Below are 18,139 nucleotides of genomic sequence, written 5' to 3'. Positions count from 1 at the left end.
ATGACAGATAAAGGAATATTAAACAACGGAATTCAGGTTGAAGGAGGGTGGAGTATTGATGCAAATGTCTTTATAGACAAGAATTACAATATGCTGGATATACCTTTTGATAATACCTTATTATTGAGTGCCGTAAATCACATTACAGGAAAAACAATTTCTATTTCATATGAAAATAGCAACGTGGGGTATTCTTTTGATACATGTATGTTATCCAGGTCTTTAGGAGAATGGCGAAATGATGATGCTGAAAATATTTATAAAACGATAAAAACAGGTCATCATATTGATGAATTTTACGATTTATTATCAGAATATCTCAATCCGTTACAAAAAGATCTTATTCCATTAAAAATTTCCAGCTGGACTATCATTTATAATAACCTCAAAAGAAACAACGACGGATATGATGATAGAGAACTGATTTTTTCAGCAACAAGAGGAAAGCTTTTTATAGATATAACCTACAACCGGAATTGGGAAAAGCCCTACTATATCTATATGGGATTGTCAAAGTATGAATATTCCGAAATCGTTTATAATTTAAATAAGCCTACAAGAGAATATCAGGAAATATTTTTGGAAAATGTAGAAGAAGTAGTGGTCATCATTAATGATTTTCTCATAGAACTAGACCATTACTTATCTGGAATTCCAGGAAAGACCTGAGCATTACTTTGAGGTACAATTAATAAAAGCTCAAAAACACAGTAATACTGTTGAAATATGTAATCCAAATCCAATCTATATATGAAAAAAATATTCTCCGAAAGTAAAGGTTTCGTGATATTTAGTCCACAACTTTTAGCAAAATACCTGCAGGAACATAATCTCCCGGGTAATAATATTTTAAAATATTTTGTAGAAAATGAACATGGGGATGAAATAACAAAATCAGGAATTGCGATTCCGATAATAGGGGTAGAAGAAGACCATTATGCATTCCGGGTTTCTGTAAATGATGAAAAGATTTTGAATGATGATGAGGTAGAAGTAGAGTCCAGAGGCTGGGTTTTTCAGACGGTTAATAATGAAGTGAAAATTGTTGGCATCGGTTATTTAAAAGATATTACCTCTATTAATGATGAAAACAGCATTACTTTATCCTTAGATAATGGATGGTATGCTTTGAAAATACGGGGCGGAAATAAAAACGACGAAAGAGTATTTGAGCTGCATATGGAAAAACAGGATATCCATCCGGCTTTTAGCGGAGATGTCACTACCGAATATTACTACGGATAAATAAATATTGAAAAATAGGGTTGAAGGGCTAAATATTTTATACATGAAGGTAAATGCCTGATGTTGAGTCCCTGATACCCGCATTTTCCTTGTTTTTGAAAACCGTATTTTCTTTAAACCCGGAAAAATGTAAAATTTATTGAAAAAATATTTTGCCGGTAATAAAAAACTTTCTATATTTGCACCACTGAAAACAACGGTACTACCGGAGTTTAAGGAGAGTTGGCAGAGTGGTCGATTGCGGCAGTCTTGAAAACTGTTGACTGTAACAGGTCCGGGGGTTCGAATCCCTCACTCTCCGCAGAAAAAGCTACAGATCTTTTGATTTGTAGCTTTTTTATTTTGTTAGAATTTAAAAACAAAAAGACCTGCAATTCATACGAACTACAGGCTTTTATTTGAGAGAATACAGTTTTTTTTAACTTAATATCTCACATGGTGCTACACAAATCACCCAAGGACATCTTTTGATCCCCGGAGGTGGGCAGCATGCTTCGGAACAGCTTAATGCTCCTCCGTTCGTAGTCTTCAACTGCTCTCTTGAAATTTTTTTTAAATTTTTCATAGTCAAGTCATTGGATTAAACGTAAAACTAAGGTTGGTTTCCACCACCGCATCCGTCGTAAGGCATACATTGCCACTTACCGCCGATTAAGCACAGTTGGCCGCCTCTGCAGTCAATTCCACCCTTAATTGTTTTCAATTCCTGTCTTTCGATTTTCTTTAAATTTTTCATAATAATTTAGGTTTAGTTCTATCCGAAATTAATAAATTTTTATCAACTGTTGTAGAATTATTTTAAAATATTTATTTTATTCAATAGATTGTTTGATATTTTACCTCTTTTTTTTTGAAATAATGTAAGATGTGTAAGGAGAGGATTCATTACCGGATTTTATAAGGAATTAATTTCATTGATATAAAATCTTGTCTTGTGGCAAGTCTGGTTTCATAATGACTCGCTAATTTTGATTAAAATGTTAATCCACTAAATCTGATAATATTATGAAAAGTTTATTCAAATGCTCTGCATTATTAGTCCTGGCTATTGCTCTTACAATATCACAGCTATACGGACAAAAAGTAAAACCCTCTGAAAGTGGTTATGCTCCCGTAAATGGTATCAAAGTTTATTATGAAGTCTATGGTAAAGGAAAACCTATCGTGCTGTTGCATGGTGCCTTCATGACAATTGATTTGAACTGGGGAGAATTGATTCCCGAGCTCTCAAAAAACAGAAAAGTAATCGCTCTTGAATTACAGGGCCACGGACATACTCCGTTTTCAGAGAGGAAATTGTCCCATGCTACTCTGGCCAGTGATGTTACAAAGGTAATGGACTATCTGAAAATAGATAAAGCCGATGTGGCCGGATATAGTTTTGGAGGAGAAGTAGCTTATCAGTTGGCGATACAAAGCCCGGAAAGACTGAACAAGCTGGTTATCATTTCATCAACCTATAAAACCAGCGGCTGGCTGCCTGAAGTAAATAAAGCACTTGAAGGAATGAAACCTGACCTTTTTACGAACAGCCCTCTGCATACAGCTTATAATGCCGTAGCTCCTGACAAAACAAAATGGACCAAATTTCTGGAACAGATGATGGCTTCTGCCAGAGAACCTTTCGACCTTGGTGACGGTAATATTTCTAAAATTCCGGTACCAGTTTTAATCATAGCCGGTGATAATGACGGATTGGATAAAACAGAACTTTCAAAAACCTATAAATTATTGGGAGGTGATGTTTTTGCAGATATGGGACCCATGCCAAAATCTCAATTGGCTGTTGCTCCGGGACAAACCCATGTAAGTCTGATGATGCAGACGACATTGATTCTGAATTATATGACCGGTTTTTTAAAATAGCTTGATGATGAAGACCCAATTTGAAGCAGGAATTAATATTGCCATAAAAATTCCAAAAAATAAATATGAAAAGACGGTTTCTTTTTACAGAGATATTTTAAAACTTGATGTGGAGGAAAAGGCCATTAATAATCCAACCGTTTCCAGAACCCATGAAGTGAAATTCGGGAATAATATCATCTGGTTAGACTGTGTCGACAACTATACCCATTCTGAAACCTGGTTACAGCTTACAGTTCCTGATGTAGAAGCAGCAACCCAATATTTGCAATCAAACGGAGTGGAAACCTGTGATGAAATTGAAGAACTTCCTGAAGATATGCACTGGATTACAGATCCGGCGGGTACAGTATTTAATTTGCAGCAAAAGAAATAAACTAAGGTATTTTTAATACCTTTAGCCATCAAATTATTAAAACATTCTCATGCAGACGAAACCATTCACTTTTATTGTAACACTCTTTTTTCTGGTAGTAAGTGTAAGTGTATTTTCTCAGAAAACGGCCACTTTAAATTCTTTATTGGACAAGAATTCAGAATTTATATTTCCGCAGACTCCCGATAAAATATCAAAAGCATTGAACATAAAAACTGTTTTTTATGAAGATGCCAATGAAGAAAAATATGCAAAATGGCCGATGAAGACAGGATTAGAACTCTATTGCAGTCTGGGTAAAGATCATACTGTTAATGAAATGTTTTTTACCACTTCAGACAACAAACCTGTAGTCGTTGAAGGACTGCCTTTCGGTCTTATCCTGAATAAAAGTACATTGCAGGATAGTAAAACAAAGTTCGGTAAATATAATGTCAAGGTGCAAAAGCTGGGAGCAGACAGTGAATTTCCTGGAGGATCAAAATTGGTTTTTAAAAAAGGAAAACACTATGCAACATTGCTGTTTGACAGTAAAAACCTTCTCAAATCATTAGGCCTTACAACTGCGCTTATTGATCCGGCAGCGAATTAATGAATAGAAAATCATATCATAGTAAATCCGTTATTCTTTGACGGATTTTTTTATTTACCGGAAGGAGAGTGGCTGATAAAATATACTCAACGGGAAAAATCCTTCATTTATTTCTTTATTTCCTTAGTTCATTGTTTTCTGATTGAATGGTAAAAAGGCTTGCCATAGCTTTGACCTATCAAAAACAAAACAAGTAACAAATAACATTATGAACAGGGAATTAATTTTTTTAAGAACATTTGCTTTTACAGCAGTCATTGGAATTGTATTTTTAACAGCTTCCGCCTTTAAAACAGACGGAAATCAGAAATTTACTGAAATAGATGTGGAAAGAATCAATATTGTAGAAAAAGACGGAACGGTAAAAATGATCATTACCAATGTGGATAAATTTCCTACAGGAGAAGATAAAATAAATGGTAGTCCTACCAATAAAACGAGAAAAAAACGTTCAGGTATGCTCTTCTTCAATGAAGACGGAATTGAATGCGGGGGCTTTATTTATGACGGACAGAAAAATCAGAATGGCCATAGTTCGGGATTATCTCTTACCTATGATCAATATGATGGTGATCAGGTCATGCAGATTTTAACCCAGGATTATAAGAAAGGAGATAAGAGAGTGGTGTCAAGCGGACTTTATTTTAATGATCGTCCATCAAAAGAATCACAACTCAGAACGGGACAAATTATGGAAGAATTGAATCAGATAAAAGATCCGGAAGCCGCTCAGAAAAAATACAAAGAATATGAACAGCAGGGACTGATTGGAGGCTCACCAAGAATGATGCTTGGAAAAACCAAAGATGAACATAACGGACTGTTCTTATTTGACAGTAAGGGGAAGCCAAGAGCGAGATTTTGTGTGGATAAAAATAATGAAGCAAAACTGGACTTTTTAGATGACAACGGAAATGTTACCTCATCATTTCCGGAAAAGAAAAAATAATAATACAAAAAACAGCCCTGTAAAAATATAGGGCTATTTTTGCAAAAATAACCCCTTATAAAACTGATGAAAACCATTTTGAAACAGATGCATCAAAACAGATACTTCCTTCTGTTCATTTTGTTGTTTGCCTATGTACAGTCTATTCACACCCGTATAGGAATAAGACGAACACTGGACTGGTATATTTTCACTCCTGAAGCGGCCGTTGTTACCCTTATCAGTGCCTGTATCCTGTTTTTTGTCATTGATTTTTTCATTAAAAACTGGCAAAAGTCATCAACGTTTAGTGTAGCAGAAATGCTGAAAATATTCAGTTTTTCCCTATTAACCTACCTGTTGGTGATGAAAATAATTGGTTTTTTGATTGCTGTTGCTTTTGGAAAAGTGGAGAAAAATTTCAATCAGGAAGTTGTTATTCTTTCTACCTTTTCAGATTTGATAGGAGGGTTTATTTATGGAAGTTTTTTCCTCGCATACCGTTACTACAAAAAGAATACGGAATATCAGAAACAATTGGCTCTTTATGATCATGCCCTGTCTGAAAGTAAAATTAATCAACTGAAAACACAGCTTAATCCTCATTTTTTATTCAATAATCTCAACATTCTGGATCAGTTAATAGAAGAAGACAAACACAAAGCATCGGATTTTCTCAATGAATTTGCAGAGATATACCGTTATGTTTTAGAGGTTTCTGATAAAAAGACCGTGTTTGTAGAAGAAGAACTGGCATTTGCAGAGAAATATTTTAATCTGATACAGTATAAATATGGAAATGCTTATTCATTAAAAATAAATCATATCAGATCATCGGGAAGGATCATTCCGCTTTCCCTACAATTGTTGATTGAAAATGCAGTTCAGCATAATCTGGGAACAGCTGTAAATCCTGTTTTGATCACGGTAAAAATAGATCAAGAAATCAGCGTTTCCAATACCAGAATACCCAAGCGAAACAGTAAAAAGACTTCAGGAAGAGCACTCAGTAATCTTAAGGAGCAATATACGCTGTTAACGGATCGGCAGGTAGAAATTACAAAAACAAAAACTGAATTTTCAGTGGTCATTCCCATAATTCCAGCATAAAATATGATAAAAGTTGTAATCATCGAAGACGAAATTCCGGCAAGAAACAAATTAAAACGTTTCATCAACGAACTGGAAAAACCTGTGGAAATTGTTTCGGAAATAAGTACTGTAGAAGAAGCCATTGCTTTTCTTAAAAACTCAACGGTTGACCTGATTTTTTCTGATATTGAATTATTAGATGGAAATGCCTTTGAAATCTATGATCAGGTGAATATTTCATGTCCGGTTATCTTCACTACCGCGTATGACAGTTTCTGGATGAATGCTTTTGAAAGCAACGGGATTGAATATCTTTTAAAACCGTTTTCGCAGAGCCGTTTTCAAAAAGCTTGGGATAAATTTATTCTATTGGGAAATACAGCATCAGAGCCGGAGGATGTTTGGGTAAAACTTCAGCAAATACTAAATAACAGCCCTGTGGAGAAAAGCTATAAGAAACGATTTTCGGTCAGCTCACATCAGGGAATCTATTTTATCAATACGGAAGATATTACTTTCTTTGAAGCGGAAGAAGGGATTGTCTTTGCTTTTGATACAGCAGGAAAAAAACACCTGTTGAATGAATCTACTTTGAAAGAAATTGAAACCCAGCTCAATGCTTCAGATTTTTTCAGGATTAACCGGAGTGCACTCGTCCAGAAAAAGCATATTGAAAGAATAGAACGTTACAATAAGAATACACTTTCCACCCAGATAAAAGGTCAGAAAGATCATCTTATTACAAGCCAGAGCAATACATCTGCTTTCAGAAAATGGATTGAAGAATAAAACCGGTTTCCTGCTCAATTAAATGGTAAGTCCATGGTTGTTTTTTACTTCAGCCATGACAAATGTACTGTGGGTACTCCCGATGGAATCTACAGATCCCAGCTTATTAAATACAAAATCCTGGTAATGTTTCATATCTCTTACCTGAACTTTCAGAAGGAAATCAAAATCTCCGGAAATATTGTAGCATTCGGCAACTTCTTCAATCTCCAGAATTTCTTTTACAAAGTCATAGCCTACAGATCTGTCGTGAATTTTAAGCTTGATTTGGCAGAAAACGGTAAATCCGCGGTTGAGTTTTTCAGCATCCAGAACGGCTGCATATCTTTTAACAAACCCTTCCTGTTCCAGCCTTTTTACTCTTTCAAAAACCGGTGAAGTAGAAAGGTTCACTTCTTTAGCAAGTTCTTTAACGGTCAGTTTGGCATTTTTCTGGAGCAGCCTGAGCAGCTGTAAATCCTTGTCATCGAGTTGTTCCACAGAATATTATTCTTTTAAATGATTAAAACAATCAAATATATAGAATTATATGCTTTTATTTTTATTTTTAAAAGTTTATTTTGCTTAATTTTCACTTATTTATTGTGCTTTTATTCTGTATTGCTAATTTTACACAAAATTAAAAACTTTTACTGGAAGCAATTGTTAAAGGTAAAAGTACAGTTCTTTATAGATACTTCATCAAACAGGAAAGGTTTTACTTAAGGTAGATTAATAGGGAATCGTGTGCAAATCACGAGCTGTCGCGCAACTGTAAGTAGCACACCAAAAGTTTCTGTCTTTATATATCCACTGCCAAAAGCGGGAAGGATGACGGAAACTGTTACAAGTCAGGAGACCTGCCTTTACTGAATTGACAATGCTTTCGCGGGCTGAAGCTTTTGGGTCATACAGATGATAGATCAGATTCATGTATTTTTCTTTCTGAAGGAAATGCACTGTCTGCTATGTCATTACTTTCCTGAAACTTTTTCCGCTAAAACATAACGAAGCATTTTAAAGCACTTTCCTATTAAGTTTAATTAAAAAGTTTAAAAAAATGCAAACTCACATTCTGGGCTATCCGCGTATTGGTAGCAAAAGAGAACTCAAAAAAGCCTGCGAACAATATTGGTCAGGTAAAATTCTTTTGGAAGAACTTCTGAATACAGGGAGAACTCTCTGTAATCAAAACTGGAATATTCAGAAAGAAGCCGGTATAGATCTTATCCCGTGTAACGATTTTTCCTATTATGATCAGGTATTGGATATGAGCCTTGTAGTAGGAGCAATTCCTTCACGTTATCATGAAGTGGTGCTTAAAAAGAACAACACTGAGCTGGATCTTTATTTCGCGATGGCAAGAGGATATCAGAAAGAAGGGCTGGACATTACAGCAATGGAAATGACCAAGTGGTTCGATACCAACTATCACTACATTGTCCCGGAATTTTATAAAAACCAGCAGTTTAAATTAAGCTCAGATAAAATTTTCAATGAATTTGCCGGAGCAAAACAGGCGGGTATCAATGCAAAACCTGTAATTATCGGGCTTGTTACTTATCTGTTATTAGGAAAAGAAAAAGAAGAAGGATTTGATAAACTGGATCTGGCTGGAAATCTTCTTTCTGTATATACGGAAATTTTAACCAAACTTCAGGAGCAGGGTGCCGAATGGATTCAGTTTGATGAACCTTTTCTGGCTCTGGATTTAACTGAGAAAGCAAAAGAAACCTATCTTTCTGTGTATTCAGAAATAAGAAAACGTTTCCCGAAACTGAAATTCATTGTTGCCACTTATTTCGACGGATTAAAAGATAATGCAGAGCTTGCTGTTTCACTTCCGGTGAATACTTTGCATATCGATTTGGTTAGAAATCCGGAACAATTGGATGATATTCTGAATCGTATTCCGGAAAACCTAAGTCTTTCGTTAGGAGTAATTGATGGCAGAAATATCTGGAAAAATGATTTTGAAAAGTCATTGTCTTTCATCAGAAAAGCTGTTGACAAATTAGGCTCTGACAGGATTTTGATTGCACCGTCATGTTCATTGCTTCATTCTCCTTGCGATCTTGATTTTGAAACGAACCTTAATCCTGAGATTAAAAACTGGCTGGCTTTTGCTAAACAGAAAGTAGAAGAAGTGGTAACGCTTAAGGAACTGATATCAGGAAAGGAAAAAGAACACATTCTTGAAGTATTTGAAGAAAATAAAAAAGCCATTGAAAGCAGAAGAACCTCTTCTCTTATCCACAATGATCAGGTAAAACAAAGATCAAATGCGGTCACTGAAAAGGATGCACAAAGAATAAATGCCTTCAAAACCCGTAAAGAAGAACAGCAGCAAGTCCTGCAGCTTCCTTTGTTTCCCACTACAACAATCGGGTCATTCCCGCAGACAACAGAGGTAAGAAGCTGGAGAGCTAAATTCAAAAAAGGAGAACTTACCGCGGAGCAATACGATATTTTATTAAAAGAAGAAACTCAGAGAACCATTCGCTGGCAGGAAGACATCGGCATTGATGTATTGGTGCACGGAGAATTTGAGCGTAATGATATGGTGGAATATTTTGGAGAACAGCTGGAAGGATTTGTGTTCACCAAAAATGGATGGGTACAGAGCTACGGAAGCCGTTGTGTAAAACCTCCTGTGATCTTTGGTGATGTTTCCCGCCCGACTCCTATGACGGTATATTGGTCTCAGTATGCCCAATCTCAAACTGAAAAATGGGTAAAAGGAATGTTGACGGGTCCTGTGACGATTTTACAGTGGTCTTTTGTACGTGATGATCAGCCTCGTTCAGAAACGTGCAAGCAGATTGCGCTGGCAATCCGTGATGAAGTAGTGGATCTGGAAAAAGCCGGAATCAGAATTATTCAGATTGATGAACCTGCTATCAGAGAAGGGCTTCCTTTAAGAAAAGCAGACTGGCAAAACTACCTGAAATGGGCGGTTGAAGCTTTCAGAATTTCAGCAAGTGGAGTGGAAGATGCTACACAAATTCATACCCATATGTGTTATTCAGAATTCAATGATATTATTGAAAATATTGCGGATATGGATGCCGATGTGATTACTATAGAATGCTCCCGTTCTCAGATGGAACTGCTGAATGCCTTTGCAGATTTTAAATATCCGAATGAAATTGGTCCCGGAGTATATGATATCCACTCACCAAGGGTTCCGTCAAAAGAAGAAATGATTGAACTGTTGAGGAAAGCACAAAACGTAATTCCTGCCAACCAGCTTTGGGTAAACCCGGACTGCGGACTGAAAACAAGACACTGGGAAGAAACAGAAAAAGCTTTAATAGCAATGGTAGCTGCCGCTAAAGAAGCCTCAGTAGAATACGCACTTTAAAAAACTTTAAAATAATTAGATTCAATAATTCAGATCGTGTCATGATTTTATGGTACGATCTGTTTCTTTTTAAAGGGTTAAAATGGTAGTGAGAGATACGAGTCCATTCATTTTTATATTCTGTTTTTGCAGCCGGTTATATTTTAAAAGAGATCTAAGTTATTTGGCCTGTAATGCACTGGGTGGATAGCCAAACTGTTTTTTAAATGCAAAAGAGAAATGGGACAAATTTTCAAATCCCAGATCCAGATAGATGTCAGAAACTGATCTGCCTTTTTGGGTAAGCAAAAAATGAGCTTCTTTCAGTCTTCGAAGCTGCAGCCATTGTCTTGGAGGAATTCCAAAAATCTTTTGAAAATCTCTTTTAAATGCAGACAGGCTTCTTCCCGTTAAATAAGCAAAACGCTCTACATTGACATTGAAATGAAAATTTTTATTCATAAAAGCTTCGATATCTATTTTATAAGGTTCAGAAAAATCGAATAAAATATCCTTAAGGCCGGGATCATGATTAAGCATGAGAAGTAAAGCTTCCTTTTGTTTGAGACGCAGAAGTTCCGTGGAAGAAGGAAGATTCTCATAAGCGAGCAGAGAATACATAAAGGCTGTTAACGCCTTTTGATCCGGTTTTATGAAGGCCGGGATATTATCTTTTTTCTCTGCCTGATATCCGTATTCACGGCTGAAATCACGTAAGATGGCTTCGTCAAAATAAATGGTTACGGTTCTTATTTCACCATCTTTAGGCGGATATTTTGCAAATTTTAATAATCGGTTTTTCCTTGCAGAGTAGAGTTCTCCTTCTTTAAATATCGTCTTTGTAATCCCGTCATTCAGTTCCATTTCCCCGGAAAGAACAAGCCCCAGACTGTGAATCCGTGAAAACTGTTCACCTTCCCTGAATTCTGAAAAATGACAGGAATAATTGATGGGTAAAGGAATAGTATTTTCGCTCATAGTTCAGGCGGATATTTCTGGATGGATTCTTCTTCAAACTTACAAAACTTTTTTAGGATCATAGAATCTTCACAGCAAAACGATCCTGTGAACATTCTGCTGTGAAGAAAATACCATTAGGAAAGGATGGCTTTAGGTTCTAAATAGGCTTCCAGCCCGAATACACCATACTCACGTCCGATACCGCTCTGTTTAAAGCCTCCGAAAGGGGCATAAGGATCATGGGCAAACCCGTTAATACAGATTCTTCCGGCATCAATCTGTGCTGCCACACGCTCCGCATGCTCTTTGTCGGCAGAACTGATGTAAGCTGCCAGACCATAAGTGGTATCATTGGCAATAGCAATAGCTTCTTCTTCATTAGTGTAAGGAATAATAGACAGGACAGGTCCGAAAATTTCCTCCTGTGCAATACGCATATCATTACGAACATTGGTAAAGATGGTTGCCTTTACGAAATTACCGTTTTCAAGACCTTCCGGTTTTCCTTCACCACCAGCGAGAAGAGTAGCACCTTCTTCCTGTCCAAGGCGGATATAACTTTGTACTCTGTCAAATTGTTTAGCGCTTACCATTGGCCCTACAAGAGTATCTTCTTCATTGGGATTTCCTACTTTTACCTGTTGTATCGCTTTTTTAGCAAGTTCATTCACTTCATCCAGCTTATTTTTTGGAACAAGCAATCGGGTAGGAGCAATACATGCCTGCCCATTGTTCATATACGCCCCGAAAACAGCCATAGGAATTGCTTTATCAAGATCAGCATCTTCAAGGATAATATTAGGAGACTTTCCGCCGAGTTCTAAAGTGACTCTTTTCATGGTATCAACTGCTCCTTTAGCAATTGCTTTTCCTGTAAGCGTGGATCCGGTGAAAGATATTTTAGCAATATCCGGATGTTGGGTGATTTCATTTCCCACTACATTTCCTAATCCGTTTACAATATTGAATACGCCCTCTGGTAAGCCTGCTTCATGAAAACATTCAGTAAGAATCTGGGTTTGCATAGCACTCATTTCACTAGGTTTGATAACGGCTGTACATCCTGCAGCAATGGCGGTAGCCAGTTTATTACAGATGAAACTGTTGCTGGCATTCCATGGAGTAATGATTCCTACAACGCCCAAAGATTCAAAACGTACTTTAGAATTTCCGACTGTTTTTTCAAAGTCATAAGATTCCAGAGTGGTAATAGTGGTGGTAAAAGCAGATATGGCATTCTGAACACTCATTCTGCAGAATTGTAATGTTCCTCCGTATTCATTCACCATGACGGATACAAGCTCATCTTCACGTTTGCTTACTGCTTCATGCAGCTTTTTAAGAAAACGGATACGTTCTTCTTTCGTTGTTTTTGAAAATGTAGCAAAGGCTGTTTTTGCTGCGGCGATGGCCATTCTGGTGTCTTCTTCATTTCCCAAAACTACCTCTCCGGTTTTTTGATTGGTAGAAGGATTTATAAGATCAAAAGTTTCTGTTCCTTTTGGCGTAACAAATTCGCCGTTGATGTAAATTTTATTTATCTGTATCATTTTGATGATTTTAATACCACAAAGTTCGGCAGAAATGAAAAGGATGAGTTTGTTGTATAGTTCAAATTTTGTTTGTTGTATGGCTCACTTTATAACCTGTGAATTTTTATTTTTTGAATTTAAATGTCAAAATGCCCTGTCCTTCAATAAAATTGACTACTTTTATCATAACCAAGTAAATAACTCGTTTTGAGAACAACTCTTAAACTTATTATCGCTTAGTATCAGTCTTCGTAACCACAGGCTGATCGTTCTTTCGTTTGGGTAATTCTCTACCCGAACTGGTTTTCATTTCATCATATTATTCACTGCATTGCCCGCAAAGGGTAGCTGTATCTGCTATTTTGGTTTTGACAATTACTATTGATCAGGAGCTAAAATATACGGCAAACTATACCTTGAGAAATACTCTTTAAGTTAAAAGCCGGATGGATGTAACATCCTTGTAATGCGTGAATAATAGGAAAAAATCCAATAAAGAATAATAAGCGCAATTATAAGTAATGAGTACACAATATATATGGGAGGTAAAAGCGAAAAATACTCCCTTACTAAAAAAGAAATGCAACCATTGTAACAGCGAGAGATTTCATTGCAGCGATAAATTCAGGCTGAATGCTCAGAAAAAGAATATTGATATATGGTTAATTTACCGATGTGTAAAATGCAACAATACCTATAACATGACCGTATTTTCAAGAATCAGAACAGAATCAATCAGTAAAGAAATATTCAATAAATTTTCAGAAAATAATACAGGAATTGTCTGGGAATATGCTTTTTCACAGGAACTCAAGCGAAAAAATAATGTGGAAGCCGATTGGGAAAGTGTAGAATATGAAATGGTTTACGATAAGCTTTCGGTAGAGAACCTGATAAATATGGACGATGAGATGATTTCGTTTCAAATGCAGTGTCCTTTTGATTTTAATCTGAGAATCTCAACGGTGATCCGGACGTGTTTAGGCATTTCATCTTCTAAACTGAATCTATTACTTGATTCGGATAAGGTTTATTTTAATGGAAAGCCTCTGCAAAAGAAATATAAATGTAAAAACGGGGATACTATTAAGATTAACAGGCAAGAATTAATCAACATTTATCTTGTCGGAAAGGAGGAATTATTTCTCAATGCTGTAGAAGATAAATAATAAATAGAAAAGCGTCCCGGTCATTGATCGGGACGTTTTCTATATTGAAGTTTTATGGTATTAAAAGATTAAGTTGTTTCCGCAAAGTTTGTTTTTCTGATTTTGATTTCGTCAGTCGGATTGCTTCTTCAAAATGATGAATGGCTTTATCCGTATTTTTATCTAAATATCAGCATTATTGCAGATTCATCGTAGTTCTGAAAACACCGACTGCATTTCCGGTGATACTGATCCTCTCTGGTTGATTGTTTTTTACCTGAACTTTTACCTCTACTTTACCCATCCTGTTGATCGCTTCACCCTGTTTTCCTGTGAATTCAAAAATACTGTCAGCAGCTTCTTTGATTTTGTTTTGAATAAGATAACCCCCCAAAGGACCGTTAGCATTTCCGGTAACCGGATCTTCAGCAATACCAATGGCCGGGGCAAACATTCTACCATTGGTTAAAATATCTTTTTCGTGGGTGTCGAAAGTAAATACAAAGTATCCGTTACAGCCGATTTCTTTGCTAAGCTTTGCCAAAGCCGCAAGATCAGGAGCGAGTTGATTTAAAACCCTATTACTTTTAATACCAATCATTACTTTTGAATGGCCTGTGGAAGCAATCTGTACAGGGCATTTTTCATCAAGATCATAGATAGTCAATCCCAAAGCCTGAACAATTTTTTGTGTGGTTGAAACATCGAAAGCAGGACTCAGCTCAAAGCTTCCCTGGGTCATTGTGATGAGGTAATCGTTGTTTTTTCTTTCAATATGAATCGGTAATATTCCGATTTGTGTTTTGATTGTAAGGGTGCATGAATCCAATTGGTCTTCCTGAGCTTTTGCATACAGTGCTGCAATAGTAGCATGTCCACAAGAAGGAACTTCTGTGGTAGGAGTGAAATAGCGGACGTTATAATCAAAGTTTTCCTCTTGAGAATCGGATTTAAAAACAAATGCGGTTTCAGAGTTGTTCAGCTCTCTGGCAATAAGCTGCATTTCTTCAGAGGTCATATTTTCTGCATTTAATACAACTCCGGCAGGGTTTCCTTTGAATTTTTCTTTGGTAAAGGAATCAATTTGATACACGATTACTTCTTTCATGACTAACGATTAAGGTTACTGTAAAAATACGGAATGAAACCGGTGTCTAATGTCTGTTTTTATTGTCATTTGGTAAAAAATAAACCAGAATCCTGAGATTCTGATTTATCAATGAATAGAAAGTTTTTGTGGGGGAATTTTAATCCCATTTATTTTGGGTGGAAACGGCATATTTTCCAGCACCGCTAAAGAAAAAACTGAGACTTACCAGCATATAGATTACCAGCAGTTCCAATGCCCAGCCCCCAAATTCATTAAGTTTGAAAATATTAGCTGTTTGGGCAAGAATAGTAGCGGTGAAGCAATTGGCGGCAAAGATCAATCCTGCCAGACGAGCCCGGAATCCAATAATCAATAGGATAGGAGCTATAATTTCTCCTGCAAAAACCCCATAAGCAAAGAATGATGGTAGACCGTGCATTGTCATCATATCTTCAATAAACCCAACGCCATGTACCAGCTTACTGATTCCATAAACCGACATGGGAAATCCAATAGCTATTCTGGTGATAAGCATTCCTAAATCAATGTTCTTTTTCATTTCTTATAATTTTTAAAAGTTATATTTTACAAATGCCCCGATATTTTCCAGGGTCTTTTTTCCATTGTTAAACTGGTCAAAATTGGAGGCCAGCCCATACATCATCTTGTCTTGTTTTACTCCCAGCCTGATAAACTGCAGCCCTCTGGGATACCCACTATCATCCAGGTTTCCAATAGCCAGTACACTGAAATATCCCTTGAGATTTTCTGACAGATACGGAGTATATTCAAATGAGATGGACTGTTCCAATGAAAATCCTTTCTGATAAGTAGTTCCTATAGAGTAAGAGAGAGAATAATCAGACTGGATAATCTTGTACTGCAGGTAAGCACTGAAAAATGCTCCAGGGTTTTTAATTCCGAATGCAGCATTGGCACTCAGCCTTTTGGTAAAGCTGTAAGCCAGCGTATTTCTGATGAAGAATATATTTTCTTTGTCTTTGGTATATTCTGTATCAAATAAAGTAAGATTATTCAATTTCAACCGATCATTGAATTGATAGTTGATATTGTGCATATAGGTATAGGAGCGATGCCCTAAAACAAGATCGGGAGTATAGGATAATTTCTGGGCATTCAGACTCAGGGAGACTGATGCAAGAGCTGTTACTGCGATAATTTTTGCCTTCATATTTCACTCATTAAAATTCTGTGAGCAAAATTATTCGGGCTGGAACGGAATAAACTTAAGAAATCTTAAGAAACGTCAGAGAGGTGCTTTTTTCTCAGATAGCTCAGGTATTCTACAGTGATTCCAAGGTAGGAAGCAATCATATATTGAGGGAAACGCTGTTCGATATTGCGGTAAGCGGTAACAAATGTTCGGTATTTGGTATAGGCATCTACCCGTGAGTGTTCAAAAGTTCTCTCCTGCAAAGTAACATAGGCAGACTGCATTTTCAGCCGCCAGAATTCGGAAATGGCCGGAACTTCTTTGTATAACAGCTCCAAATTGCTTTTACTGATCTGTACAATGATAGTATCTTCATTAGCCTGAATAAACATTCTTGACGGCAGTTCACTCAAATAGCTGTAAAGATCATTCACCCACCAGTTTTCAATACCCAACTGAGTGGTGTTTTCTTTTCCCTTTTCATCAATATGATAAGCGTACAGGCTTCCCTGGGCAATAAACCTCATGTGTCTGGAAACCTGTCCTTCACGAAGCAGAAAGTCTTTCTTTTTGAGTGATATAATCTCTAATTTGGACGTGACACAGTCTATATCTTTATCTTCTAAAGAGACTATTTCTTTAAAATGTTCTATGAGTTGTGAAAGTATTGTATCGGTATCCATTATAAAATATTGTAGCGTACCGTAATGAATCTAAGGTATTGCCTACAGCACAAATTTACGCAAATATTAAAAATTTCAGGAATAACAAAGGCTGAACCTCAGTTGAAAAGAATGATGAGTATTGAAAAAAGGAATCTCATTGAAAGCTAAAATGCTCAACAAGAAACTATTATTTGTAGATTTGTGAATATCATGAAAATAGAGAATATGTCATTGATCAACGATTTGGGCAAGATTATTTTTTTCCTGTTTCTGCTGTTAAGCGCTTTTCTGCTGACCGCAAAATCTGAAAGAAAATTACCCCATTATTTATTCGCTGCCTTTCTGTTGATTTCTGTCATTGATCTTTCCGGTTTTTTCCTGCCTCCATCTGATCATAAAATAATTAAAGGTTTCAAATTGGCAAGTGTTCTTTTGCAGATGCCGCTATATTATCTGTATGTAAATGCTGCGTGTTATTATAATTTTACCCTCCGCAAAAAGCATCTTCTGCATGCATTGCCCTTTTTGTTTTTCATGGGTTGGTTTAGCATAACAGGTATTTCCGGGCAGAATGATGAGGTCTTTGATCTTGTTTCTACTGTTCAGTATTATTTCTATATCATTGCCGTATTCCTGGTGTTAAGAACCTTTAAAAAGCTATATCAGGAAAACTATTCCAGTAATCATCAGCTTACCTATAGATGGCTGCTGCAGACCACAATTCTCTTTTTGATCGGAAACACATTTGTATTGATAAGAGAGTTTCTGAAAGATAATGAAACTGCATTTTTATATTTATATACTCTGAATTCGTTATTTGTATTATTTGTGATCAGCTGGTTTGTATTGAATGCTTTATACCGTCCCAATCTTCTGGCTGGGATTAACAAGGATCTGACTCCGGTGCAGGAGACTGAAGAACCTCAAAAAGAAGAACCGGAGCAGCTGAAAAATCTCCTGACCTTTATGGAAGTAGAACATCCTTATCTGGATGATAAGCTTACCTTACAGAAATTGGCAGTACAGATGGGGATGCCGGAAAAGCAGTTGTCAATATTAATTAATCAGCATACGGGCAGGCATTTTTTTGATTTTATTAATGAATTCAGAATTAATAAAGCTAAAGATCTTCTTAAGGATCAGCCCCAGCTTACGGTGCTTGAAGTTTTGTATGAAGTGGGGTTCAATTCCAAATCTTCATTTTATACGGCCTTCAAAAAAGAAACAGGAGTTACTCCTACAGATTACAGAAAATCAGTTGTTTAAATGGAGTTCGAATTAAAGTCGGACTGATTTTTTAGATAAAAAGAGTCCGATTTCCGGTAGTCGGATATTTACATCAGCGTAAAGTTTCAGATTT

General features: G+C 36.4%; 20 protein-coding genes, 1 tRNA gene and 1 riboswitch. Of the genes, 12 read left to right on the top strand and 9 right to left on the bottom strand.

Features of this window, described 5'->3' with window-relative positions; all coding sequences use genetic code 11:
• The 3 genes from ACWPWS_RS07335 (at nucleotide 1) to ACWPWS_RS07325 (ending at nucleotide 1,546) form a co-directional block, all read left to right on the top strand.
• The gene (locus tag ACWPWS_RS07335) at nucleotides 1–669 is read left to right on the top strand and encodes a hypothetical protein (protein WP_454046057.1); all 669 of its coding nucleotides are present in this window, start codon (nucleotides 1–3) and stop codon (nucleotides 667–669) included.
• Nucleotides 670–750: 81 nt separating this feature from the next.
• Nucleotides 751–1,245, top strand: coding sequence for a hypothetical protein (locus ACWPWS_RS07330; protein ID WP_454046056.1), 495 nt, complete (start codon nucleotides 751–753; stop codon nucleotides 1,243–1,245).
• 216 nt (nucleotides 1,246–1,461) lie between these two features.
• Nucleotides 1,462–1,546 (top strand) — tRNA-Ser (locus ACWPWS_RS07325).
• A 117-nt stretch (nucleotides 1,547–1,663) separates the two neighbouring features.
• Here the strand turns inward: ACWPWS_RS07325 and ACWPWS_RS07320 are convergent.
• Entirely contained in the window at nucleotides 1,664–1,810 is a 147-nt protein-coding gene (locus ACWPWS_RS07320; protein WP_165791654.1) for a bacteriocin-like protein, read from the bottom strand.
• 27 nt (nucleotides 1,811–1,837) lie between these two features.
• Nucleotides 1,838–1,981 carry a bacteriocin-like protein gene (locus tag ACWPWS_RS07315; RefSeq protein WP_002980068.1) on the bottom strand — a complete coding sequence of 48 codons (144 nt, stop codon included), beginning with the start codon at nucleotides 1,979–1,981 and terminating at the stop codon, nucleotides 1,838–1,840.
• Nucleotides 1,982–2,250: 269 nt separating this feature from the next.
• Here ACWPWS_RS07315 and ACWPWS_RS07310 point away from each other — a divergent pair, with 269 nt between their 5' ends.
• The 6 genes from ACWPWS_RS07310 (at nucleotide 2,251) to ACWPWS_RS07285 (ending at nucleotide 6,888) form a co-directional block, all read left to right on the top strand.
• Nucleotides 2,251–3,111 carry an alpha/beta fold hydrolase gene (locus ACWPWS_RS07310; protein WP_454046055.1) on the top strand — a complete coding sequence of 287 codons (861 nt, stop codon included), beginning with the start codon at nucleotides 2,251–2,253 and terminating at the stop codon, nucleotides 3,109–3,111.
• Nucleotides 3,112–3,115: 4 nt separating this feature from the next.
• Nucleotides 3,116–3,487: a VOC family protein gene (locus ACWPWS_RS07305; RefSeq protein ID WP_245169724.1), complete on the top strand. Its 372-nt coding sequence runs from the start codon at nucleotides 3,116–3,118 to the stop codon at nucleotides 3,485–3,487.
• Between the two features lie 49 nt (nucleotides 3,488–3,536).
• A complete protein-coding gene (locus ACWPWS_RS07300; RefSeq protein WP_454046054.1) occupies nucleotides 3,537–4,079 on the top strand; it encodes a hypothetical protein in 543 nt (180 codons plus the stop codon).
• Between the two features lie 208 nt (nucleotides 4,080–4,287).
• Nucleotides 4,288–5,028 (top strand): hypothetical protein, encoded by a 741-nt coding sequence (locus ACWPWS_RS07295; RefSeq protein WP_454046053.1) that lies wholly within the window; start codon nucleotides 4,288–4,290, stop codon nucleotides 5,026–5,028.
• A gap of 66 nt (nucleotides 5,029–5,094) precedes the next feature.
• Nucleotides 5,095–6,117: a sensor histidine kinase gene (locus ACWPWS_RS07290; protein WP_454046052.1), complete on the top strand. Its 1,023-nt coding sequence runs from the start codon at nucleotides 5,095–5,097 to the stop codon at nucleotides 6,115–6,117.
• A gap of 3 nt (nucleotides 6,118–6,120) precedes the next feature.
• The gene (locus ACWPWS_RS07285) at nucleotides 6,121–6,888 is read left to right on the top strand and encodes a LytR/AlgR family response regulator transcription factor (protein ID WP_454046051.1); all 768 of its coding nucleotides are present in this window, start codon (nucleotides 6,121–6,123) and stop codon (nucleotides 6,886–6,888) included.
• Between the two features lie 18 nt (nucleotides 6,889–6,906).
• On the opposite strand, the gene ACWPWS_RS07280 is transcribed toward ACWPWS_RS07285, so the two are convergent.
• Nucleotides 6,907–7,368 (bottom strand): Lrp/AsnC family transcriptional regulator, encoded by a 462-nt coding sequence (locus ACWPWS_RS07280; RefSeq protein WP_062670399.1) that lies wholly within the window; start codon nucleotides 7,366–7,368, stop codon nucleotides 6,907–6,909.
• A 195-nt stretch (nucleotides 7,369–7,563) separates the two neighbouring features.
• A riboswitch (cobalamin riboswitch) is annotated at nucleotides 7,564–7,749 on the top strand.
• A gap of 178 nt (nucleotides 7,750–7,927) precedes the next feature.
• Between ACWPWS_RS07280 and metE the strand changes: the two genes are divergently transcribed.
• Complete coding sequence (gene metE / locus ACWPWS_RS07275) at nucleotides 7,928–10,231, top strand: 5-methyltetrahydropteroyltriglutamate--homocysteine S-methyltransferase (RefSeq protein WP_454046050.1); 2,304 nt, start codon at nucleotides 7,928–7,930, stop codon at nucleotides 10,229–10,231.
• A gap of 159 nt (nucleotides 10,232–10,390) precedes the next feature.
• Here metE and ACWPWS_RS07270 read toward each other — a convergent pair whose 3' ends face one another.
• Together ACWPWS_RS07270 and ACWPWS_RS07265 are read right to left on the bottom strand one after the other, a co-directional pair.
• Entirely contained in the window at nucleotides 10,391–11,188 is a 798-nt protein-coding gene (locus ACWPWS_RS07270; protein WP_454046049.1) for a helix-turn-helix domain-containing protein, read from the bottom strand.
• A 116-nt stretch (nucleotides 11,189–11,304) separates the two neighbouring features.
• Nucleotides 11,305–12,720, bottom strand: a complete 1,416-nt coding sequence (locus ACWPWS_RS07265) for an aldehyde dehydrogenase family protein (RefSeq protein WP_454046048.1) — start codon at nucleotides 12,718–12,720, stop codon at nucleotides 11,305–11,307.
• 503 nt (nucleotides 12,721–13,223) lie between these two features.
• Here ACWPWS_RS07265 and ACWPWS_RS07260 point away from each other — a divergent pair.
• Complete coding sequence (locus ACWPWS_RS07260) at nucleotides 13,224–13,871, top strand: DUF1062 domain-containing protein (RefSeq protein WP_454046047.1); 648 nt, start codon at nucleotides 13,224–13,226, stop codon at nucleotides 13,869–13,871.
• Between the two features lie 175 nt (nucleotides 13,872–14,046).
• Here ACWPWS_RS07260 and ACWPWS_RS07255 read toward each other — a convergent pair whose 3' ends face one another.
• The 4 genes from ACWPWS_RS07255 to ACWPWS_RS07240 form a co-directional block, all read right to left on the bottom strand.
• Nucleotides 14,047–14,958 (bottom strand): PhzF family isomerase, encoded by a 912-nt coding sequence (locus ACWPWS_RS07255; protein ID WP_454046046.1) that lies wholly within the window; start codon nucleotides 14,956–14,958, stop codon nucleotides 14,047–14,049.
• A gap of 139 nt (nucleotides 14,959–15,097) precedes the next feature.
• Nucleotides 15,098–15,499 (bottom strand): DoxX family protein, encoded by a 402-nt coding sequence (locus tag ACWPWS_RS07250; RefSeq protein WP_454046045.1) that lies wholly within the window; start codon nucleotides 15,497–15,499, stop codon nucleotides 15,098–15,100.
• Between the two features lie 12 nt (nucleotides 15,500–15,511).
• On the bottom strand, nucleotides 15,512–16,132 hold the full coding sequence (locus tag ACWPWS_RS07245) for a hypothetical protein (protein WP_454046044.1): 621 nt from the start codon (nucleotides 16,130–16,132) through the stop codon (nucleotides 15,512–15,514).
• Nucleotides 16,133–16,197: 65 nt separating this feature from the next.
• Nucleotides 16,198–16,797 carry a Crp/Fnr family transcriptional regulator gene (locus tag ACWPWS_RS07240; protein WP_454046043.1) on the bottom strand — a complete coding sequence of 200 codons (600 nt, stop codon included), beginning with the start codon at nucleotides 16,795–16,797 and terminating at the stop codon, nucleotides 16,198–16,200.
• Nucleotides 16,798–16,989: 192 nt separating this feature from the next.
• Here ACWPWS_RS07240 and ACWPWS_RS07235 point away from each other — a divergent pair, with 192 nt between their 5' ends.
• On the top strand, nucleotides 16,990–18,045 hold the full coding sequence (locus tag ACWPWS_RS07235) for a helix-turn-helix domain-containing protein (protein ID WP_454046042.1): 1,056 nt from the start codon (nucleotides 16,990–16,992) through the stop codon (nucleotides 18,043–18,045).
• The last annotated feature ends 94 nt before the right edge of the window (nucleotides 18,046–18,139 follow it).

The organism is Chryseobacterium sp. Marseille-Q8038 (genome assembly GCF_965111995.1).
This window is presented reverse-complemented; position numbering and strand designations above follow the sequence as displayed.